Annotated in this window: 20 protein-coding genes; 11 read left to right on the top strand and 9 right to left on the bottom strand. The window is 64.1% G+C overall.

The features are described 5' to 3' along the window. Window positions 1-76: 76 nt before the first annotated feature. A complete protein-coding gene (locus ACQP2U_RS00870; RefSeq protein ID WP_433712906.1) occupies window positions 77-559 on the bottom strand; it encodes a DinB family protein in 483 nt (160 codons plus the stop codon). Window positions 560-1,242: 683 nt separating this feature from the next. Between ACQP2U_RS00870 and ACQP2U_RS00875 the strand changes: the two genes are divergently transcribed. Next, window positions 1,243-2,070, top strand: coding sequence for a hypothetical protein (locus tag ACQP2U_RS00875; RefSeq protein WP_433712907.1), 828 nt, complete (start codon window positions 1,243-1,245; stop codon window positions 2,068-2,070). 1,027 nt (window positions 2,071-3,097) lie between these two features. Here ACQP2U_RS00875 and ACQP2U_RS00880 read toward each other — a convergent pair. Continuing rightward, window positions 3,098-3,469: a VOC family protein gene (locus ACQP2U_RS00880; RefSeq protein WP_433712908.1), complete on the bottom strand. Its 372-nt coding sequence runs from the start codon at window positions 3,467-3,469 to the stop codon at window positions 3,098-3,100. Between the two features lie 86 nt (window positions 3,470-3,555). Between ACQP2U_RS00880 and ACQP2U_RS00885 the strand changes: the two genes are divergently transcribed. The 3 genes from ACQP2U_RS00885 (at window position 3,556) to ACQP2U_RS00895 (ending at window position 5,387) form a co-directional block, all read left to right on the top strand. Continuing rightward, window positions 3,556-4,065: a MarR family winged helix-turn-helix transcriptional regulator gene (locus tag ACQP2U_RS00885; RefSeq protein ID WP_433712909.1), complete on the top strand. Its 510-nt coding sequence runs from the start codon at window positions 3,556-3,558 to the stop codon at window positions 4,063-4,065. A 348-nt stretch (window positions 4,066-4,413) separates the two neighbouring features. Continuing rightward, window positions 4,414-4,656 (top strand): hypothetical protein, encoded by a 243-nt coding sequence (locus tag ACQP2U_RS00890; RefSeq protein ID WP_433712910.1) that lies wholly within the window; start codon window positions 4,414-4,416, stop codon window positions 4,654-4,656. A gap of 284 nt (window positions 4,657-4,940) precedes the next feature. Then, window positions 4,941-5,387, top strand: coding sequence for a hypothetical protein (locus ACQP2U_RS00895; protein ID WP_433712911.1), 447 nt, complete (start codon window positions 4,941-4,943; stop codon window positions 5,385-5,387). A gap of 271 nt (window positions 5,388-5,658) precedes the next feature. On the opposite strand, the gene ACQP2U_RS00900 is transcribed toward ACQP2U_RS00895, so the two are convergent. Both ACQP2U_RS00900 and ACQP2U_RS00905 read right to left on the bottom strand, forming a co-directional pair. Beyond that, a complete protein-coding gene (locus ACQP2U_RS00900; protein ID WP_433712912.1) occupies window positions 5,659-6,636 on the bottom strand; it encodes an ADP-ribosylglycohydrolase family protein in 978 nt (325 codons plus the stop codon). Window positions 6,637-7,069: 433 nt separating this feature from the next. Continuing rightward, complete coding sequence (locus ACQP2U_RS00905) at window positions 7,070-7,696, bottom strand: dihydrofolate reductase family protein (RefSeq protein ID WP_433712913.1); 627 nt, start codon at window positions 7,694-7,696, stop codon at window positions 7,070-7,072. A 925-nt stretch (window positions 7,697-8,621) separates the two neighbouring features. Here ACQP2U_RS00905 and ACQP2U_RS00910 point away from each other — a divergent pair. Next, window positions 8,622-9,230 (top strand): hypothetical protein, encoded by a 609-nt coding sequence (locus ACQP2U_RS00910; protein WP_433712914.1) that lies wholly within the window; start codon window positions 8,622-8,624, stop codon window positions 9,228-9,230. A 704-nt stretch (window positions 9,231-9,934) separates the two neighbouring features. Here ACQP2U_RS00910 and ACQP2U_RS00915 read toward each other — a convergent pair. The 3 genes from ACQP2U_RS00915 to ACQP2U_RS00925 form a co-directional block, all read right to left on the bottom strand. Continuing rightward, window positions 9,935-10,666 (bottom strand): MerR family transcriptional regulator, encoded by a 732-nt coding sequence (locus ACQP2U_RS00915; protein ID WP_433712915.1) that lies wholly within the window; start codon window positions 10,664-10,666, stop codon window positions 9,935-9,937. Between the two features lie 43 nt (window positions 10,667-10,709). Further along, window positions 10,710-12,086, bottom strand: a complete 1,377-nt coding sequence (locus tag ACQP2U_RS00920) for a serine hydrolase domain-containing protein (RefSeq protein ID WP_433712916.1) — start codon at window positions 12,084-12,086, stop codon at window positions 10,710-10,712. 461 nt (window positions 12,087-12,547) lie between these two features. After that, window positions 12,548-13,522 (bottom strand): sugar-binding transcriptional regulator, encoded by a 975-nt coding sequence (locus ACQP2U_RS00925; RefSeq protein ID WP_433712917.1) that lies wholly within the window; start codon window positions 13,520-13,522, stop codon window positions 12,548-12,550. Window positions 13,523-13,718: 196 nt separating this feature from the next. Between ACQP2U_RS00925 and ACQP2U_RS00930 the strand changes: the two genes are divergently transcribed. The 4 genes from ACQP2U_RS00930 to ACQP2U_RS00945 all read left to right on the top strand — a co-directional run bounded on the left by ACQP2U_RS00930 (window position 13,719) and on the right by ACQP2U_RS00945 (window position 18,101). Beyond that, window positions 13,719-14,780 (top strand): zinc-binding dehydrogenase, encoded by a 1,062-nt coding sequence (locus ACQP2U_RS00930; RefSeq protein ID WP_433716795.1) that lies wholly within the window; start codon window positions 13,719-13,721, stop codon window positions 14,778-14,780. Between the two features lie 99 nt (window positions 14,781-14,879). Next, the gene (locus ACQP2U_RS00935; protein WP_433712918.1) at window positions 14,880-15,977 is read left to right on the top strand and encodes an ABC transporter substrate-binding protein; all 1,098 of its coding nucleotides are present in this window, start codon (window positions 14,880-14,882) and stop codon (window positions 15,975-15,977) included. A 31-nt stretch (window positions 15,978-16,008) separates the two neighbouring features. After that, window positions 16,009-16,833, top strand: a complete 825-nt coding sequence (locus ACQP2U_RS00940; RefSeq protein WP_433712919.1) for an ATP-binding cassette domain-containing protein — start codon at window positions 16,009-16,011, stop codon at window positions 16,831-16,833. After that, window positions 16,830-18,101 carry a sugar ABC transporter permease gene (locus tag ACQP2U_RS00945; RefSeq protein WP_433712920.1) on the top strand — a complete coding sequence of 424 codons (1,272 nt, stop codon included), beginning with the start codon at window positions 16,830-16,832 and terminating at the stop codon, window positions 18,099-18,101. Before ACQP2U_RS00940 ends, ACQP2U_RS00945 begins: the two co-directional genes overlap by 4 nt. 85 nt (window positions 18,102-18,186) lie before the next feature. On the opposite strand, the gene ACQP2U_RS00950 is transcribed toward ACQP2U_RS00945, so the two are convergent. Beyond that, the gene (locus ACQP2U_RS00950; protein ID WP_433712921.1) at window positions 18,187-19,698 is read right to left on the bottom strand and encodes an FGGY-family carbohydrate kinase; all 1,512 of its coding nucleotides are present in this window, start codon (window positions 19,696-19,698) and stop codon (window positions 18,187-18,189) included. Window positions 19,699-20,130: 432 nt separating this feature from the next. Beyond that, the gene (locus ACQP2U_RS00955; protein WP_433712923.1) at window positions 20,131-21,069 is read right to left on the bottom strand and encodes a DMT family transporter; all 939 of its coding nucleotides are present in this window, start codon (window positions 21,067-21,069) and stop codon (window positions 20,131-20,133) included. 144 nt (window positions 21,070-21,213) lie between these two features. Between ACQP2U_RS00955 and ACQP2U_RS00960 the strand changes: the two genes are divergently transcribed. Next, window positions 21,214-21,666 (top strand): Lrp/AsnC family transcriptional regulator, encoded by a 453-nt coding sequence (locus ACQP2U_RS00960; RefSeq protein ID WP_397036493.1) that lies wholly within the window; start codon window positions 21,214-21,216, stop codon window positions 21,664-21,666. 11 nt (window positions 21,667-21,677) lie between these two features. After that, a complete protein-coding gene (locus ACQP2U_RS00965) occupies window positions 21,678-21,818 on the top strand; it encodes a hypothetical protein (protein WP_433712924.1) in 141 nt (46 codons plus the stop codon). Window positions 21,819-21,831: the final 13 nt, after the last annotated feature.

The raw sequence follows: 21,831 nt of genomic DNA on the forward strand, positions 1-21,831 counted from the left end.
TCGCGAACGTTCTTCGAACACCTACCAACGCGGAGATTCAGACGATCGCACACTGGCCGGGTTATCGGGATGCCCGTCATCGGGCCTCAATCTGTTCGCGCAGGATATCTCCGTGGCCGGCGTGCCGGGCGAACTCGGCGATCATGAACATATAGATCCAGCGAAGGCTGACGACGACTCCTGTGCGTGGATGCTCGCGGGTCTCGTCCAGGGGGATCCGCACTGCGATAGACCTGGCTCGGGCGCTTGCGCGTTCGAACTCCGCGATCATCTCGGTCACGGTCTCGTCATCGCCCACCTCGAACCCTCCGTGTGCCCACAGCGGACCGTCGCAGTCGTCGTCGGTGAGCCGTCCGAGCGTGCGCTGGAACCACATTCGCTCGGCGAACGCGGCGTGTTTGATCAGAGCTATGGGGGTTGTCAGCGAGGGTACGAGCCGACTCCTGGCGTCGGTTTCGGACAGGCCGCGCACCGTGCTGATGAGGTCGGCGCGTGCCTGGTCAAGCATGGTCTCGAGCAGTTCTCGTTCAGTGCCGGTGGTGCGGATCGAAGTGGTCATTGCAGGCTGGCCCTTCCTCGGCCGGTCCGGCACACGCCAGACAGACCGATCTGCTGATGGTGGTTGGGAAACGGTTCGCCGGAAGGAATCGGCGCCGGGGGTGGTCGCATGCTTGGCGACCAGGAATCCTGATTCGGGCCGCCGATGGTTTCGCAACCCACATCAGAAGTAGGCGCGGCGGACCACTCACGAATTTACCACTACGGCGGCCTTGGAATGCCCCCAGATGCTGAATCAACGAACTCCACGCGTCGTCGAAACCGCCCACGCTCCACCATCATCGGCCGCCACATAGCAAGCTGAGAAACCGCCACTTACCGCTGCGAGTCACAGGACGGGCGCGTCGGAGCAGGGTCAAACGAACGTGTCGAACGACTGGTGTTCAACAAGTCCTGTCGGAACTTGCTCGTTCAGTTCCGCATGGCCAGCCAGCCTCGCTCCCTCGACACTGCCGAACACTCGCCCTCGATGGCCGATCGCGTCGGTCTAGAGACGATCTGGGCGGTACCTGTCAGCGGTGGATGCCGACCAGATGCGCCATCCACGAAAGCCTCTGTCCAGGGAGCCGACGTGCCGGGAGCGACACCGATCGCTGCTGCCCGTGACGATGGTGGCCGGAATACGATCGGCTGTGAGTTGCGGGGCGACGGGGGAGCCCGTTGCGGAATCGAAGGGCTACAGGGATGATCGATTCCGAGCGCGGACCTGGTGGTCGGCCTCCTATGCTGGGTGGCGTCGATCCCGCTGTGCGGCAACCGGATCCGCCGACAGGCGGCTGGGGCACGCCTTACGGGCCACCTGGCCAGGGATATGGGCCGACACTGTCGTATCCGCAACCATCGACCGGCAGCCGCAGAACGGCTCTGATCATCGCCGGTGTTCTCGGGCTGCTGGTGGCGCTGGGGCTCGGTGTGGCGATCGGCATCGTCGTCGGCGGTGGCGACCGTAGCATTGAGCCCGCCGGTGCCTCGGCTACTGGGAAAACGGGCACCTATTCGATGAATGCGATCACCAACGCATGCGACCTCGTCGATCCCACGCCGTTGACCAAGTGGTCGCCCACGCCGAAAGGTGCTCCCGAGCACAAGGAAACGCGGCCAACCGCCTACGAGAGCGGCAGCCTGAAGTGCGATGCCGGATACACCAGCGCGACCGCCGGCGAGTTCTCCATGAACAAGGCCGGCATGAGCGTCGAGGCCGAATTCACCAACGGTGCGGCGCCGCCCTTCTACGACCATTGGAAGCACGCCGATGTCGCCACACCCGAAGCGGAGTCGGCTTCCGGTGAGGTCACCGGAATCGGCAATCAGGGCTACTGGTACTCCGAAGTCAGGGGAAACCTCGTCGCGAACATGGCCTATGTGGTCTGTGTGCAGGATGGCAATGTCTCGGTGCGGGTGAAGATCTCCCTCACGCGTGAGCAGGGTTCACCCGCGGTGCGGCGCGAGGAACTCGATTCGATCGCCAGGTCGCAGGTCCGTAGGACGCTGGACGGTCTGCGGGAGAAGTAGAGACCGGCGACTCGAACGGAACGGTGCGGATGGTGGCCGGAATACGATCGGGTCCGAGTTGAGGTCGGCGGGGAGCCCGTTGCGGAACCGGAGGGGCTATGAGGATGACCGATTCCGAGCGCGGACCTGACGATCGGTCGACGCCGGAGGGCGCCGATCCTGCAGTGCAACAACCCGATCCGCCAGTTGGCGGCTGGGTATTGCAGACTCGGGCAGGGACACGCCTGTGCGGGTGGCCGCCCCCGGTCAGCCCGTTACCGGGTACGGGTACGGCTGCCACCGTCGTACCCGCCGCCGACCGGCGGCGGCAGAACGGGTCTGATCGTTGCGGTGTTCTCGGGCTGACGGTGGTGCTGGGTCTCGGTGTGGTAGTCGGTGTCGTCGTCGGCGACACAGGCAGCGGGTTCGCCGCCCCGGCCCTGTCCAGTGCGGCTGCGGCCACGATGACATCCCGCCGGGAACCGGCGCCGGGGATCTATGCGATGAGTGGGATCACCAGCCCGTGCGATCTTGTCGATCCCACGCCATGCACAAGGTGGTCGTCCACCCCGAGGGAAGCCCCCAGCAACACTTAGCACGTTCGGTGATCGTGGCGAGTTCGTCCCCGAGGTGAGTTGAGCGGGACCTTGGCGGTCTCGCGCAATTCGTATCGTTCGTCGTCCCGGTTCAGCTCGATTAGGGATAAATCTGTAACCTGCTCGACAATCTCGATGTGGCTCAGGTCGTTTCGCATGAGTAGGTCGTGGTGATCGATCCGCGATTCCTCTTCGGGAGTAGGCGATTCGTCGCGGGATTCGACTCGTTCCGCCGCTGCGTTGCGACCGCCGCGCGTGGCGTCGTGATGCCGTAGTTCGTCCTCGTCGGATCGGGGCCTGCGGACGCCCTCGACCTCGGCAACAGCTGTTCCAGCAACTCCCACTGCTGGTCCGTCAGAACCTGACACCGGCGAGCGATCGTGCCACCCACGCCGAACCTTCCGTCAACTTCTCGATGCCACCCGCAGAAATCCCGTCTTCGACTGTGTGGCTCAGGGAACGGCGGTGAACAGCTCGTAGCTGTGGCCGTCGGGCTCGCGAACGTAGACCCCGCGACCGCCGGCCAGGTGGTTGATCTGCCGGTCCCACCCGTGCACCGGGCCGGAGCCGTACTCTACGGCAGGCCATTTCGCCAGCCTCCCCAGCACGGCATCGAAGGTGTCGTCATCAACGAGGAAGGCGTAATGGCCAGGCTCGACCCGCCCGCGGTCGTCGAAGTCGAACGTCAGATCGTCGTTGACTCGCACAGGCACGAACGGCCCGGTTGGAGCGGATACCATTAGACCCATCAGTTCGGCGAAAAACGTTGCCGCAGTGTGCTTGTCGGTCGTCGGAACGATCGTGTGATTGAGAACGATGGACATCACTGCCTCCTGTGTCGTGGACCGCGAAGGTCATTTACATGCGATACGCATACAAATATAGGTGCGTATCGCATACAATGTCGAGGATGGGCACGCGTGACACTCGAAGCACCTCGGCCACGGCCGACACCGCCGCGGTCGGCAACACGGTCGACGGTGGCCCGGCCCTGTTTCGGCTGGTCCGTTTCTGGTCACGCCGCTGGAGCAACCAGGCCCTCACACGAATAACCCGGGAACCGGATGCAGAGCTGCGGCGGGTGCAGCACATTCAGGTCATAGAAGCCGTCGCCGCCGTGCAACGGACAGGTCAGGAAGCGGCAGTCACCGATGTTGCCGAGCAACTCGGTCTCGACCACTCCGGCGCCAGCCGCATGGTGCGTGACGCCGTCGCGGCCGGATACCTTGCCCGCGGCGACTCCACACACGACCGTCGCCGCGTCGTCGTTCAACTCACCGACAGCGGACACGAGCTGCTGACCGCATCCCACGACTGGCAACGCCGCTGCTTCGACCAGCTCACCGCGGCGTGGAACGAACACGACCGCAGCCAATTCGCCAGCTACCTGCAACGTTTTGCCGACGAGACGATCCAGTGAATCGGTCGGCCGCGCAAGCGCCGCGAAATCTATTGGGAGACACCGCCTAGTCCGAATGCCGGCACCGAGCTCGACCATGTCCTGGTTGCCGCGGAATCCGGCTGCATGGGCGGGGCCGTTCCACGTGACCGCCCAGCGGATCCAGTACGACGGTGACTGTGTCGGCACCGCGTGGGCAGGTACCGCAGCGGTGACGGTTCGTTCGGTCGAAATCGTCCGATCGCCAGGAGTCGTCGGTGGCCAGACTGAAAAACTGGGGGGTGTGGTGAAGACGGACGACGAGCCCGACAACGGCCAGTTCGTATTGGGGTGGGCGGAATCTGTTGCGCTCGCGACGATGAGATCGCGATGATGCAGGCCGATCTGGCGGCAACCCGGGACGAGGACGAGATCGCGGCGAAGCGGGTGGTTCGTGACGAGGCGGTAGCACGGTTGTGTACCGAATTGTCGTCTGCCGAAAGTTCCACCGCCAAGATTCCACTGGCACTGCGGATCAGTTGCCTCGCTGTCGAGAACGCGCGCGCTGTGCAAGTCCGTCACCAGTCCACCGAAGGATGGGATGAACTCGAGCGAATGCTGGCCGCGGACTAGCAGCAGGCGCCCCGAACCCTTGGCCGCTGAACGCCGGGCATATCCATTGACTGGACAGCGGTGGTGGTTACCAGGTACCGGCTGACGGTGTGATGGGCAGGATAGCGACCGCTGAACGGAACGCATTCTCCCTGCGGATGTGGGCGTCGTCGGTTGGTTCGGTATCCCAAGGGAACTGGACGTGCGGTGCTCACTCATCAATCGTTAAGGTTCCTGCAAGGCCCACTGGCGATGATGGTGCCCAAACCGGCGATCTATCAATGGATTTCATATGCGTTCCGACTTTGATGCTGACCAGCAGATACTCGACTCAGCCGCCTTCGTTGCTGTGGCTCATGGATTCGGTGGAGGCTCGGGTTCGGGCCACCCCGGTCGAAGTTGCTGTGTCCTCGGGTGAGGGTGACCGCGATTTCTTCACCGACGCACGTGCGGTCGGTCGCCGAGATCATCGACGAGTACTGGCGGCTGAGCTCAATTACCGAGATCGGAGAAACCCAATGCGTAACAACCGATTCCGCGCCACCGTGATCACGGTGGCAATGGCAGTAGCTACTGGGTTCGGTCTCACTGCGTGTGGCAAGACGGAACGTTGGTGTGAACGAGACCAAGGCGATGTTTTGGTCGAAAACTGGCACTGCGAGCAGAACCTGGCGGGCTATGAGTGGGAGCCAGACCACGACAAGCCGAAGACAAAGAAGAAGCCGATCAAGTCGAAGAAACAGAACAGATGATTCGCCGCGATGGAGCCGGAGCTCGTATGGCAGCAGACCGGGATGTCCCTGACTCACCTCACCGACCAGTTCGACACCTGGTTTCGTGATTCCCGGGCAACCAGCAAGTTACGCGAACTGGCCGTGCGTTTGCGAGAGATTGCCGAGGACGATGGAGACCAGCCACTGAAGGGGGCTGAAGGGTTTCCGGGCCGCGCATGCCGAGGCCGATCCCGGGGGGCCTGGGCGCGAACGCGATGACAGGCGGTGGATGCTAGCCGGTCGATCGTGGTTATCGCGATGATGCGCCGGTCAGCCATCGTCGTGCGCGGTCGAATACAGAATTGTTGCGTCCGCGTGTTGGAGCGATGGTGTTGCACCAGTGGGGCAGCGCTTCTCGTGCGGTAAGCCATGTTTGGGGTATCCCAACGATCGGTCCTGTGTGGTTGCCGGTGTAGGCGGCGACGATTCCGCCGACGATGGCGCTGGTGGTGTCGATATCTCCGTCTGCGGCAATGCATATGGTGATTGCGGTCGGGTAGTCGTGCAGGTATGTGGCTGCGACCCACATCGTGAACGGCACGGTGTTCTGTGCGGTGACCAGAGATCCGTTGCCGAGTTCGTTCGCGGCCTCGGTGGCGGGGGCTGCGAGTAGGGTGCGGGCGCGGCGGATCCGTCGGGTGGTGTCACTGTCGTCGAGGTGGTCCAGGACGCCGGTAATGAATTCGGTTGGTGTGGGCCGTGTCCCGTTCAGGCGGGCTTGGGCGGCGTGGGCTGCGGCGAGTGCGACCGCGACGGCGCCGGTGATCCCTTCGGGATGTAGATGGGTCACCTGCGCCGACCGGACCGCTTCGGCGACAACCTTTTCCGGGTCGCTGGCATAGAAGGCACCCAACGGGGCGACCCGCATGGCCGCGCCGTTGCCGCAGGAGCCTTCGTCACCGAACGCGGCTGCGGCCGCTGTGCGCCAATGCACGCCGTCGCGGACTCGACGCAAGGTGGCGACCGTGGCGAAGCCGTAGTCACGGGCCGGGTCGAAGCGTCGCGCGAAAGCGGTAGCCAGCCGATCCTGGTCGATCTCGCCGCGACTGGACAGTTCGGTAACTACAGAGCAGGCCATTTCGGTGTCGTCGGTCCACCCCCATGGTCCGGCAGGAAGATTATCTGCCCGAAGGTCTGTGAGGGATCGGCGCATGATCGGGAACTGCTGGCCCAAAGCGTCGCCCACGGACAGCCCATCCAAGGAATCAAGCATCAACTCGACATGCATTGGCTCTGATGATAGCCAAGGGGTAGGCGATCTACGTGGATGGCGACTGTTGTCGACGGCGCGTGAATTCAGCTGCCGTTGACAACTGTGTGTCTGAATCTTCAACGGCGGCAGTAGATGTGGGTTCATCGCCGCAGGTGCGCGGATGCGTTCGGTGACGTGTTTGCGTTGCTCGTGCCCGGCGGAGCTGCTTCGGGTTGGCGGGGTGGATGCCTCGTCGAGTTCGAGCGCGATTCCGGACCCGTGCGCCACATCGTGTGCGTCGAGCTTCAAGGCTTGGATACAGCGCGAATGACGTCGATCGAGGACGGGTGCTCGGGGTTGTCGAGCAACCGGCTAACCGAGGGGGAATCACCGACGACATCAGACCGGCGCGCGTCGCCGTGATCGCCACGGTGATGGCCAGCCGTGATGTGACGGCATTCCCAGCCGGTTACATCTGGCCGTGGCGGACCGGGCCGGCTGGTTCGTAGGTGCCCAGGACGATGCCGAGATCGGTCACGGTGAGCTCGACTGGGCGCATCGTCGCTGGGAGGATGCCGTCGTTGAACAAGCGGCGACCGGAGCCGAGTACCAACGGAAATGTCATCAGGCGGAAGCGGTCGACGAGTTCGTACTGCAACAGGGTCTGGAGCAGTTTGCCGCTTCCCCAGATCTGCAGCTCGTCGCCGGGTTCGTTCTTCAAAGTCTGTACCGCCGCGACGATGTCGCCGGTCAGCAGGCGAGCGGTGTCGGGGTGTTCGCCGCGCCACGTGGCATCGGTTTCGCTGAGCGAGTTGGATACGACGTACTTGGGCAGGGAGTTGATCGCCGTGGCGATGGGGTTGTCGGGGTCGGTCTGATCGGGCCAGTAGCCGCGGAAGATGTCGAATGTCCTGCGACCGAACAGGAACGCGCTGGCGTGGCTGTTGAGTTCGGTGACGAACTCGCCGACGGCTTGGTCCGGGAAGGGGGCCTGCCAGCCGCCGTGGGTGAAGGCGTCGGTGGGATCTTCCTCGGGTCCGCCAGGGGCTTGCATCACGCCGTCGAGGGTCAGGAACGTCTGAACGGTGAGCTTCATATGAATGCAGACGGAGTGGTGCTCTGATTCTGAGCGGTCTCAGCCCGAATCGCCGCCCACCGTGGCGGAACTCCATCGAGGACCGCCGGAGGCGTTCCGATTCGGTCGGAACAGCGTGGGCGTCGTTGACTTCAAGAAGGAACGCCCCCGCTGCACTGACGGAATAGGCTGGTCCACTCGTCACCGGGCAGCGGCTGCACCGAAAACGTCATCTCCAGCGCTGGCTCTTCGATCGCCAGCGGCCAGCTCCAACTCGCCGATCGTTTTGGGGGCACGATCACTGGACCTGACAGCGTGCAAGTACCGCAGCCAGTGTCGGTCAGGGCGGCATCGATGTAGCTCGTCGCTCAATGGATCCTAACGGGGCGTAGGGAGTCTCGACCCACATCTGAGCTGAGTTCGCGGACGTGTTGTCCAGCGAAATGTCGACGCCGCGCTTGTGGAAATCAGATCACGGCTACCCGGGAAGCTGGTTGTAGAGCAGCCGCCGTCGACGCGGACATCGATGATGTTGATCTTTCGTTCGAGCATGTGGAGGTCTCGGTTCTCGAGCGGCACCGGCGGCTGCGGATCAGTCGAGACCGAAATCTGGCAGGTGTCGGCGTACCAGGTGGACCGGGGGTCAGGCTTCTCGCTCGCTGAGAATCCGCCGATCGCCGATAACTCACTGCCGCACCAGATTCCGGACCACCAAAGCTCGCCACCCAACCGCTGCGCAGATGCTCGGGCCACAAACGCGGCACGAATAACCCTTCCACTGGCAGCCGACTGGCGGCCAAATTTGTTGTAACACTTCGTTGCTGGTCGCGCCATGGAACGATTCTCATGAGTGAGATCAGCGAGCTGCTCGGGTTCCATGGCGCTAACGTTGCCATGGCGTGCCGTGAAAAGGCTGATCCCTGTGCCTCGTGCACAGGGTCAACAGGTGCTCGCGGCGCGGTCAATCCGTCAATCGCACAAAGGGATTCCCATGTCCATCGAACCAGACGAACGCCTTGGCATACGCGGGCAAGCCAATGCTGTGGTGCACGCTCTGATCACCAGTGTTGTCAGTGTGTTCGCACTGATAGTCGTCGTCGTGCTCATCTCGAAGGCGCTCGGTCTGGGTGCGGAAGACTCGGAATCGACTGCAGCGAGTACAACGGGCAGTTCAGCCCCTACCGCGCCGGCAACCACACCGGCCGCCGCGCCGGTGTCTCTGTCGGATCCGCGATGCGCGCCAGCACCGGATAATGTCGTCGCGCAGGTGCAAGCGGGCCTCACCATGGATGGCTACCGGCTCACCAATGCCACGGTGATCATTGACGGTCGTCTCACGTTCTTCGGTGCGACGACCCTCGACGCATCCGGACAGATGGAAGAGCGTTCGGACGTGTGGATCCTGCGCGACCACGTCGTCTACGCCTCCACCGGTGGCGCACGCAGCAACTCACAATTCCCGAAAGCCTCGTCGTCGCCGCTGAGTATTTCGCCCGGAGACGAGCGGGTGCGAGCCGTGGATGCCTGTGTAGTGGATGCGACGCGCAGAAGTTGACGCACCTGCGGGCGCGACGGTTCGGGAGAGCTCGCGGCGAGTGGTAGACCGGACCGCGCGGAACCCGTACCCGGTGTCGTCAGAGTCGCATCAATATCTGCAATGTCGGCACTGCTGCACGGATAGGTGACAAATCGAGAGTTACCTGGCGACCGTTTCCGGGTCACCGCCGGCGTAACGGTGAAAGTGGCCCACGACGTGGTCAGGGCTTCTTGCCGTCGTGGGGGTACGCGACCCGGCTGGTTTCGCGGGTATGCATCGACACGGACCCAGATGTAGGGGCGTAGGCGTTGTCCGGCTTGTTCGGGTGTGCAGAATTCGAAAGCGTCGAGTTCATGCTCGAGGTTCTGAAAGGGCTGTTGCGGCAAAATATTTGGACTAGATCAGCCTATTGACCAGGCGAATAGTAAAGCGCCGGAACATGTTCGAATCCGTCATCCGCCCCACGAAAACACCAGGCAGTAGCGTTGAGTCAGCCTGGTCAGGTGCGTATGTCACGGTCACAACAGCTTCTCAGGGAACCCACCGGCTCTAGAGGCTTCAAGCTCACACCACGCTCGCGGCCCTGGGTAACGGGTCGATCGCCTGGCTTTCGTGCTGTCGGGTGGCGATGACGATGGTCCTGTAGCAGAAGAGCGGTGAACAAGATCGGGCGCAAATTCGGATCGGGGATCGAGAGATATCCGGGCGGATCTGACGCTGCGTTACACGGTAGTGGAATTCTGGGTGATTTGCGCTAGCCGTTCCCAGGCGGGCGAGGTGATTCCGACGGATTCGTTCACCAGGCGGATCAGCTTCGGATCCAGCGGCGGGGTTGTCCGGCCTGCTCCGGTGCGTCTGCCGGTCAGCCACCGTCGGGTGCGGTCGGCCAAACTCGCCAGGCGCGGGTCGTCGGGCGACCAGTCGAATGCTGCGTCGTAGTCGAGGTAGATGGCTGCGAATTCCGTGTCGTCGATGGCGTCGAGCTTGTCGGCGATCCAGCCGGCCGCCTGTTTCGGGGCGACCGATTGCAGCAAAATCCAGAGGTCGCGCTCCATCCGGACGGCCCGGTCGCTGACCCCGAGTTGTTGCAGGCGATCGAGGTACTCGGCGACTTCGGTGGACACGAACAGTCGGTCGCCGGAACCCAATTCGGCGATCCGCTCACGGGTGCGGTGGATCTCCTCGGCGCGTTCGGCGAGCGTGCGGTCGATCTCGGCGATCGCCGCGGTGAACTCGTCGGAGTTCGCGGTGAGCAATTCCTTGATACGTGCCAAGGGCACGCCGGCCTGCGCCAGTGTCTTGATCTTGACCAGATCGATGGCGTCTTCGGCACGGTAACGGCGGTAGCCGGAGGAGTCGCGCGGCGGCTCGGGGAGTAGGTCGCGCTCGTGGTAGACGCGCACGGCCTTGATCGTCACGCCCGCATACCGCGCGAGCTGGCCGATTGTGATCATGCACGTCTCCCTTCGTCGATGCGCCCAGGCGCGTGGCACATCATCACACGCGGGTGAACAACCGGCCCGCGAGATCGATTCCTGCCACCGCGCCGGATTCATCACGGGTGAAGAACCCACGTTGTCCTTGCAGACCGCCCTCGGTGACGATGTACTCGTCCGCGTCGCCAGGCAGCAGACCGAGGACAGCCGGTGGCAGGTCGGGCGGCATTTCGGTGTCCGCCGCGGCCCGGACCTCCGGTTTGATGGCACATCCGATCGTCAACACAGCTCCGTCGGCGTCGAGCGTGAGCCGCATCATCTCGTTCTCATAGCTACCAGCGATTTCCGCCGCCCGCTCCGCGTCGTAGGGCAGCGGTTCCGGGTCGGGTTCGACCACGCCGAGGTAGTGTTCGAGCACCCAGTTCATCAGGGTCCGGTTGAACGCGAGGCCGGCGTCGGGGCCCGCGTTCGACGTCACGGCGACCGCGAAGTTCCGTTCCGGCACGATGAGCAGGTCGGCGAACTGGCCATTGCCCGATCCACCATGTCCGATCGTCGCGACACCGTCCACCTCGCGCAGGAACCAGCAGATACCGAATGCGTCACCCAAGGTGCTGCCGCGCAGTTCTACGGTGTGTTCCCGCATCCGGTGCAGCAGTTCGGTCGGCAGAATGCGCTCGCCGTCCTCGGTCCGGCCGTCGCCGACATGGAATCGCGCCCAGCGCAGCAGATCGCTCACCGACGTCGCCACACCGCCGCCGGGGTTGTTGGAACGGTTGTCCTTCCACTGCCGGGCCACAGTGAGCACACCGTCCGCATCGACGTTGTGGCCCACCGCGAACCGCCGGGTCATGGCGTCGTTGACCGCGTAGCAGCTGTGTGCCAGCCCGAGCGGTTCGAACAACAGTGACGCGACGGCCCGCTCGAAGGTCGATCCGGTGACGTTCTCGATGATCCGGCCGGCCAGGTTGAACCCCGCCTGGCTGTAGGACGCCCGCGCGCCCGGTTCCGAGATCAGGGGCGACTCGGCCAGTTTCGCCGCGTGTCGCGCCAACGCGTCGTCTCCTTCGCCGGTGTCGACGCTGAGTTTCCATTCCAGCCCGGCCGTATGGTTGAGCAGCCGCATCACCGTGATCTCGTCCGCGCCCGCATCGGTGGGGGCGAATTCGGGGACATACCGCCGCACCGGCGCCTCCAGCTCCACCCGGCCCTCGGCGACCAGCCGCATCAACGCGGTAGCGGTGAAGGTCTTACTCACAGATCCGACCACGAACATGGTGTCCCGGTCCACCGGAAGCGGATTGTCCACGCTCGTCACCCCGTGGCACGCGAAGTCTTCTCGACCACCGGCCAACACCCCGACGGCGACACCCGGTACGCCCAACTTCTCGGCCGAGGCCGCAACGAATTCTGAAAGTTCCTGGGCTATCTCGTTCATGCCACCATGCTCGAACCTTGCCCCCGGGGCAAGGTCAAGCCCCTAGGCGAAACTCGCCGACCGCAGAGTGATTGAGTCCAGTCCGGACGCCGACTTGGTGCATCGACCACCTGTCGATTTTCGAAGTCGACTGCACTGCAGGAATTCCCGCACTCGTGTGCCAGCGGGTCAGGTGGCGGTGGTGCGCGGGCCGACGCGGATGTTGCGGTAGATGGTCATGCAGGGAGGCCAGGTGTCGGGTTGCGGCGGCGTCGAGCCAGCGGCAGGTACCTCTCCGCTCGCGCCGACTCATTCAGTCGGTCGACGGCATGCTGGCCGAGGTCCTATCGCGGCGAGCGCCCGACCGGATCCGCTCGGTGGCACCGGCCGCTACGGTCCCGAGGACATTCCACGCCTGGAGGGCGTGCTGACGCGGACCCGGAACACACGGAACCGGGTGCTGGGGGTGCTGTGCCGGTGGTCTATCTGACCGCAGCCGCTCTCAGGAGACTCTCCGCCGTGGGGCTGTCGGTCACGAGGGTGTTCACGTAGCCGGCGCGAGCCGCCACGAGGATTGAATCCACCTTGTCTTGGCCGATGGCCACGCCGATTGTGTGCGGAATGCGCGGGAGGTCCTCTAGCGGGATGGCGATGAGGCGCTCGAACCCACTGGACTCGATCGGCGCTCCGTCGGGTCCGTAGGGGCGGGCGCAGATGTCACCGACGGCGTGCTCGAGCGTTTCCGCCCGCGCTGAGATGACGCTCGGCAGCGACGAGCGGTGCAGCGGTGGAGCACCGATCCCGAGTAGTGCGGCGCGCGCAGACCGCCACAGTTGCTGGACCCGCTGGATCTGTGGATCGCTCATCAACGCTTCGTGCAGGTTCGGTGTCGGCATGGCGGGGGTGTACAGCATGACGGGGACTCCGCCGACCCGCAGCGCCAGCGCCCGAGTGATCTCGTTCGACTGGTAGTGCGCTTCCGGCTCTTCGATACCACCGACTGTCGGGCACAGGACGACGCCGGGCAGCGGTGGGAGATCGTGACGTGCGACTGCGAATACCGTTGCGCCGGTTGACACTAGAAGCGTGTCTCCGGGCCGCAGTTGCGATTCGGTGAGAGCGTCGGCGACGCGGGGAGCGAGCAGCGTCCCCAGCTCGACGCCTGGGGACTCCGGTGTCACGTATGCCGCGGTTAGTCCGAGCGCCTGGCGGAGATCATGCTCGAGGTCGGTCAGCGCCCGCTTCTGCGGGTTGCGGACCGTGACCTCGACGATGCCGGTCTCACGCGCCTCGGCGAGGAGACGACTCACGGTCGCACGGCTGGTGCCGATTTGGTGTGCGATCTCGGCCTGAGTCGCATTGTCCAGGTAGTACAGCCGCGCCGCCTGATACACCAGCCCGGGAGGAAACCGGCGGCGGGCGCCCGCATCAATACTCCCGGCTGCTCGGTCTGTCATCGGCATCCTCCTTCCGCGCGATTCGTTGTGCAGATGTTCAGAGTATTCGATCGCGTCTGAACATTCGTGCTGTACATTTTTTCACTGATGTCTATAGTGACATAGAACACGCCTCCCTCGGGAGGCGGCATGGCAGAAGGAGTCGCTGGTGACTGATCGACAACGCACCCGGTCAGCCGTTCGCGCTGGTGACACGATGCAGGCAGTCGTGTGTCACGGTCCCGCTGATTACCGGCTGGAGAAGCTACCGGTCCCGTCGCGGAGACCAGGAGAGGCGCTCATACGCGTTGAGGCCGTCGGCATTTGCGCGAGCGACCTGAAGTGCTACCACGGCGCATCGAAGTTCTGGGGTGACGAAAACCGGGCGGCATGGGCGGAGACGGAGGTCGTCCCGGGGCATGAGATCACCGGGCGGGTCGTGGAGCTCGACGATGCCGCTCGCGAGCGCTGGGGCGTCGACGTCGACGATCGCATCGTCGTCGAGCAGATCGTTCCGTGCTGGAACTGCCGCTACTGTGCCGAGGGCAACTACCACATGTGTCAGGTGCACGACATCTACGGCTTCAAGCGCGCAACCCATGGCGGCATGCAGGAGTACATGGTCATCACGCAGGGTTCTCTGGTCCATCGGATCAGCGCTGACATTCCCCCCGCGCACGCGGCCTTCGCGGAGCCGCTGTCTTGCGCACTCCACGCCGTCGAACGGGCCGACATCACGTTCTCCGATGTAGTTGTCGTCGCCGGGTGCGGGCCCATCGGCCTCGGCATGGTCGCGGGTGCGGCGGCGAAGTCTCCGGCCCAGGTCATCGCTCTGGACATGGAGCCGCGCAAGTTGGAGCTTGCGGCGCGCGCCGGGGCCACGATGACGATAGACATCAGCAAGCAAGATCCCGTTGCCCGCGTTCGAGAACTTACCGGTGGTTATGGCGCCGATGTCTACCTCGAGGCGACCGGGCACCCGTCGGCGGTGATCCAGGGCCTCAACCTGCTGCGCAAGCTCGGTCGCTTCATCGAATACAGCGTCTTCAAGGAGGCGGTAACCGTCGATTGGACGATCATCAGCGATGACAAGGAACTCGACGTGCGTGGCGCCCATCTAGGACCGAACTGCTGGCCTGCTGCTATCCGGCTCATCGAGGGCGGCAAGCTCCCGCTCGACGACATCTGCACCCACCAGCTGCCGATTGCGGAGTTCGCGCGTGGACTCGACCTCGTCGCGTCGGGCAAGGAGTCGATCAAGGTCTCACTCATTCCCTGATCAGTCGGCTCACGCTGACAGAAACGATCGGCTCGCGACTGGCCGAACCATGGTCGCCCCCTGCCACCCGGACATCACATCAGATCGGAAGACATCGTTATGAACGTTACCAAGACGACCCGGGCCGCCATTGTCCTCGCTATTGCCCTCACCCTGCCGCTCGCGGCGTGTAGCTCGGGTAAGAACGCCAAAACCGCTACCGGCGGTATCGATGGCGCGAAGGTCGCCTTCCTCATGCCGGACCAGGCATCGACCCGGTATGAGCAGCACGATGCGCCGGGCTTCAAGGCTGCGCTCAGCAAGTTGTGCGCGAGCTGTACGGTGCTCTACAACAACGCCAACGCTGATGCGGCGAAGCAGCAGCAGCAGTTCGACGCCGCCATCTCGCAGGGCGTCAAGGCCATCGTGATCGATCCGGTCGACTCCACCGCCGCGGCCTCGATGGTGTCACGTGCTCAGGCCAGGGGAATCAAGGTCGTTGCCTACGATCGGCCTATCCCGGACGCGAAGGTCGATTACTACGTGTCCTTCGATAACGAGGCCATCGGCAAGGCGATCGCCGAATCGCTCGTCAAGCACATGAAGGACACCGGCGTCCCAACCGACAAGGGGATCCTCGAGGTCAATGGCTCACCGACCGACGCGGCAGCAGGTCTGATCAAGAAGGGCATCCACGAAGGCCTCGCCAGCGGCGGGTACGCGACGCTCGCCGAGTACGACACCCCTGACTGGGAGCCGACCGCTGCTCAGCAGTGGGTCGCAGGCCAGGTCTCCCGATTCGGCGGGCAGATCGGTGGGATCGTCGCGGCCAACGACGGGACGGCCGGTGGTGCCATTGCCGCGTTGAAGGCCGCGAACGTCAAACCTATCCCGCCGGTTACCGGTAACGACGCGACCAACGCCGGGCTCCAGCTCGTGATCTCGGGGGACCAGTACAACACGATCTCCAAGCCGAGCGAGATAGTTGCCAGCGCGGCAGCTGAAGTCGTCGTCGATCTCGTCGAGGGCAAGCAGGTCGAGGCCGTCGGTGGCGGCAACCTGACAACCATCTTCAAGGCCCCGACCATGCTCTTCGTGCCGAAGGTCGTCACACGGGACAATCTGAAGGCCGACATCGTCGACGCCAAGATCAACACCGCAGCGGAGCTGTGTACCGGTGCCTATGCCAGCGGATGCACGGCACTGGGGATCTCCTGAAACCGCCTTCACGTCATCGATAGAGTTTCTTATGACAGCCACGGCAACATCGTCCACGACGCCGGTGCTCAGCCTTCGCAGTATCGGCAAGACTTTCGGCGCGGTCTCCGCGCTGACCGACATCGACATGGAAGTCAACGCCGGCGAGGTGGTCGCCCTCGTCGGCGATAACGGGGCTGGTAAGTCCACCCTGGTCAAGGTCCTGTCCGGTGTCCATCAGCCCGATGTCGGTGAGCTCTTCTTCGACGGGAAGCCCGTCACCATTCCCTCGCCGAACGCGGCACTCGAACTCGGCATCGCTACCGTTTTCCAGGATCTCGCGCTCTGTGAGAATCTCGACGTCGTCGCCAACCTGTTTCTCGGTCGAGAGCTCGGTAGGGCGCGGCTCAGCGAGGTCGAGATGGAGACCCGGTCCTGGGAGCTCCTCGGGGAGCTATCGGCTCGCATCCCGAGCGTTCGCGTCCCCATCGCGTCGCTGTCAGGTGGTCAGCGCCAAACTGTCGCTATCGCCCGGTCGCTGCTGGTCAACCCCCGGCTCATCATGCTCGACGAGCCGACTGCCGCGCTGGGGGTGGCGCAAACCGCGGAAGTCCTCAACCTGATCGAGCGGGTGCGCGCCAAGGGGCTCGGCGTCATCATGATCAGTCACAACATGGAGGACGTTCGCGCGGTCGCGGACAGGATCGTGGTGCTGCGGCTCGGCCGCAACAACGGAACCTTCGGTCCGGATGTGAGCAACCACGAGCTTGTCGCGGCAATCACGGGCGCCACGGACAACGTCGTCGCTCGTCGATCGGCCCGGCGCGCGGTCGAGGTCGACGCGGCTGTTGCGAACACCGCAGAGGAGCTGTCATGAGTCAGACGGAAACGTCCACGAAGTCCGAGGCGTCCGAGCGCACTGAACTCGATCGCCAGGACAGCCGAGTAACCGTCGGTGTGGGCAGCGTCGGCGGTATGATCACCGGATTCGGTCGCCGCGTGCGCTCCGGTGATCTGGGACCGCTCCCCGTCCTCGTCGGTCTGGTCGGCATCGCCGTTGTTTTCCAGACCCTGAACCCGGTCTTCCTCACCTCGACGAACCTGGTCAACCTGCTGTACGACAGTGCGGCCGTCGGCATGATCTCCCTGGGCATCGTGCTGGTCCTGATTCTCGGGGAGATCGACCTGTCGGTGGGTTCCCTGAGTGGTCTCTCGGCGGCGTTCCTCGGGGTCCTGTGGGTCAACAAGGGCTGGCCCATGCCGGTCGCCGTCCTCGCGGCTCTGCTCAGCGGTGCGCTGATCGGGCTGCTCTATTCCCTGGTCTATACCCGATTCGGTATGCCGAGCTTCGTTGTGACTCTGGCCGGCCTGCTCGCCTTCCTCGGACTTCAGCTTCAGTTGCTCGGCAGCCACGGGTCGATCAACCTGCCGTACGGTTCGCAGCTGGTGACCTTCGGCCAGCAGCAGTTCCTCCCACCCGCTGTGGCTTATGTAATCTGCGTCGTCGCCGCGGTCGGCGTGCTCGTCGCCGGTCTGGCGAACATCCGAGAACGGGCACGGGCCAATCTATCCCGGCCGTCTGCGCAATCCCGGCTGATCAAGAGCGGTGCGCTCCTGGTCGTCCTCCTCGCGGCCACCTGGTATCTCAACCAGGACAATGGAGTGCCGTGGATGTTCATGGTGTTCGTCATCGCGGTCGTGGTGGCAAACTATGGCCTGACCCGGACCCGCTGGGGAAGGCACATGTTCGCGGTCGGCGGCGGCGTGGAGGCCGCGCGCCGGGCCGGTATCAACGTCAACCGGGTCTATACGTCTGCGTTCGTCCTCACCGGCACGCTCGCGGCGCTCGGAGGTATCTTTATGGCGGCCCGGCTGGCCTCGGCCAGCCAGAGTGCTGGCACCGGCGACGTCAATCTCAACGCCATCGCCGCTGCCGTCATAGGCGGTACGAGCCTGTTCGGTGGTCGAGGATCGGCGTATTCAGCCCTGCTGGGAATCCTTGTGATCCAGTCCATCTCGAACGGATTGACATTGCTGAATCTGTCGTCGGCCCCGCGGTTCATGATCACCGGTGCTGTTCTTGCCCTGGCGGTACTCATCGATTCATTGGCGCGCCGATCCCGCGTCTCGCACGGACAGGCATGAGGTCCGCGCCAGCGTCCAACATCGTCGGGAGATGTAAACAGGGCCAATTGCGGCCGGACTTGCATGTCGAGCGAACATCCGTCAGTCACTCGGTGAAGGGGGACTCCTGGATGGAGGACAGCGTGTGCACGAGCGGCTTCGTCGCTCCGTACAGGCTGTCGTAGACGCCGAACAGTTCGTCGTAAAGTGTCCGGGTGCGGGGGTTGGGTTCGATGAGTTGACCGACGGTCGCCCAGTCGGTCTCCGGTGGAACCAGGCCGGTTCCGATCGCGGCGAGCAGCGCGTCGCCGTAGCTCGCGCCCACGGTTTGGGTCGGTACCACCTGGGGCCGGCCGACGACGTCGCTCACGATCTGAGTCCACAAGCCGCCCTGCGTCCCGCCGCCGACAGCCACGAGTCGTTCGATCGGAGTCTGCTCGCTGTCGAGAAACTCGATGATCTGCCGGATGCCGTAGGCGATGCCCTCGTAGGCAGCACGGAAGAGGTGGCCCCGCCCGTGCCGCAGACTGAGTCCGGCGACGACGCCACGCGCTCTCGGGTCGAAAATCGGCGTGCGCTCACCAGCGAAGTACGGCAGGAGTACCAGGCCGTCGGATCCAGGCGGCACTGCCGCAGCCTCGGCGATGAGCTGCTCGAACGGCACGTCCCCGGTCAACTGCTGAACCCATGACGTGAGCGACCCCGAGGTCGACATTCCCGCGGCGAGCGTGAACTGCCCCGGCTCGATGCCAGCGGTTGTCCATAGCAGCGGGTGGGTTTGGAGGGTAGGAAGAACCTGGACGAAGAACATCGTCGAGCCGTACATCAGCATCACGTCCCCGGGGCGCCGCACCCCGGCACTGAAAGCCTCACTCCAGGCGTCGACGGTACCCGCGCAGACGGGAGTGCCGGCGGGTAGGCCCGTCTCCTGTGCGGCCGCTGACGTTATTGCGCCCACAACCTCATGTGGCCAAACGATCTGCGGCATCTCGAGATGCCCGACGATATCGCCGATCCAATCCTTCGCCCAATCCTGCCCGCGCAGGTCGTACAGCGGGTCACTCTGGCTGGCCGTATGGTGGTCGAGCACGTAGGCCCCGGTCAGTTTTGCGACGGCATATGAGCTGGAGTTGTACCACCGGGTGGCCCGTCGCCACACATCGGGCTCGTTCCCCGCCACCCACAGCATTTTCGGTCCCACTGCTTGCGTCGACAGCGCTTTACCGCAACGCCGCAGCACTTCGTCGGCACCGAGTCGGTCAGTGAGTTCAGTTATCTCCGCCGTAGCCCGCATGTCGATTCCGTAGAGAATCGCCGACCGGACCGGGCGCAAATCCTGGTCGCACAGCAGCAGGCACGGACCGACGCCACTGACGCATATGCCGGCTAGACGATGCTCTGCGATATGGGGAACGAGTTCGCGGCATACTTCGACCAGATCGCTCCACCAGATGGTCTCTGCGTCTACCTCTGCCCAGCCCGGCCGAGGAAGGCTCATGCCGTGTTTTCGGACCGCCATCGCGAGGATCTTGCCGTCGCTGGTTGTCAGCACCCCCTTGGTGCTGCCCGTACCCATGTCGACACCAAGCAGCAGATCCGACAACCCAGTCACCCGCATTTCCACATCATTCCCGCGCGTTCGGCATCAGCGTAATGGAGTCGGGCGGCGGATACCGGACCGTTCCCGTCGTCCAACTCTGCTTTGCTTCGGTCCGTCGCGGTCGCCGCCACCTCGGGCACCACCCCTGGGGCAGCCCCGAACGTGTGCGGAGTCCAGCCGACCGGCCGAAGACTGGTCGACCGTCTTTATCGAACCACTGGCCCCTTTTCGGGTCTCGGATCCAGCGCTCGAATTCGGTGCCTTCCAGGTTGTCGGAGAACCGGACGCCGAAACCAGGTGCAGTTCCTTCGGGTGCGGGACCGGCGGCGGTCCTTATCGAACTGATCGAATATCGCTCGATCCTCTCGCGGCCGTGGCCGACCGACTGCCGTTATTGTGAAGTGCCGCAGCGTTATTTGGATCCCCGTCATCGGCTCTTCTCGGACTCCTTTACGCGCACTCGCCGATCGGCGTCGGTTCGGGAATCGTGGCTTTGTCCAGCACTGTTCGACGCTCGATCAAACCGACTGTCACACCGGCGATGATGATCACGCCGCCCAGGATCTGGCCGAGTCGGATCGTCTCGCCGTTGACCGCCACGGCACCGAGCACGCCGAACACAGGTACCAGGTTGAGGATGTTGACCGCGACGCTCGAGGTCATTCGGCGCAGACCGTAGTTGTAGAGCAGGAAGCCGCCGATAGAACATGCCACGGCCAGGTAGGCGAGCAGCGCGGAGGCCGTGGTGTCCGGTACCCGCCAGTCCCGGATTTCCAGGAGCGAGGCGAGCAGGAAGCCGGTGGCTCCTGCCATGGTCTGGTAGTAGGTGAGATTCACCGCGTCCTGGTCGCGGCCCGCGTACTTGCCCAGCACGTTGTATCCGGCCCACACCAGCCCGCCGAGCAGCAGCAGGACATCGCCGAACCAGCGTGCGCTGCCTCCGACTTCCGCGCCGTTGCGCACGACCAGGAAGGCTCCCGCCGCGGCGAGCAGCACGCCGCCGACTCGCAGCAGCGGCAGCCTGGCCCGCAAGACCACGAGTTCCACCAGCATCGTCATCAGCGGGTAGGTGGCCACGATGAGTGAGGCGTCGGAGGCGGTCGATAGTTCGACGCCGATGTTCTCCAGCACGAAGTAGACCGTGATGCCGAGCACGCCGCTCAGGTAGATCATTCGCCGCTGACGGGCATCCGGCCGCGCGACCGGGTTGCGGCGCATGCGCACCATGATCCCGAGCAGCATGGCGGCGAAGGTGAAGCGGATGGCTCCGATGGTCAATGGCCCGACGTCGGCCAGCACCTGCTTGGTCACCGCGTACGAACTGCTCCACAACAGCGCGGCCGTCACGACGGAACTGATCGCCAAGACCTTGGTCCTGCGCTCGTCCACCACTGAAACCCCTTACTTCATCGCCGCCGCCCGCATCGCGGAGAAGCGCATCATGAACGGAATACTGCGAGCAAGCTAGCAATTAGTCCGGGCCTATGGGACGCTGGCCGAACCAAATTCGGTTGCTTGCTTATGAGGCGGAATATGGATGAACTAGATTCGGCGTTGCTGCGGCTTCTGCAGCAGGACGGTCGGCGCACCAACCGGGACCTGGCACAGGAGTTGGGTATCGCGCCCTCCACGTGCCTGGAACGGGTGCGCTCGCTTCGTGAGCGCGGTGTGCTGCTCGGATTCCATGCCGAGGTGGACCTACCCTCGATCGGCCGGGGCCTGCAGGCGATCATCGCCGTACGGGTACGGCCGCCGACGCGGGCGATCATCGAGCAGTTCCAGGCCTTCGTGGCGCGGATGCCCGAGGTGATCGGAGTCTTCGTGCTCACCGGGAACGAGGACTTCCTGCTCCATGTGGCGGTTCGCGACACCGACCATCTGCACGCGGTGGTCCTGGACAAGCTGACCGTGCGGCAGGAACTCGCGGACGTACGCACTTCGGTGGTCTACGGGCATCTTCGCAAGAGCGTTATCGAGCCGATTTGAGGCTGGTGGTCGTGACCGCCGCCAGTACCCAGGACCGCGACGGCGCACAACCATTGCTGGCGGCCGTGCGCGCCAAGTTCTCCAGAATCACGCTGACCTGGGCGATGCCGGCTACTCCGGCCGGTTGGTGCGCTGGTCTCAGCAGGTGTTGAACTTGACCGTCGC

It is taken from the genome of Nocardia sp. CA-084685 (assembly GCF_050955785.1).
In the GTDB taxonomy this organism is placed as follows: domain Bacteria; phylum Actinomycetota; class Actinomycetes; order Mycobacteriales; family Mycobacteriaceae; genus Nocardia.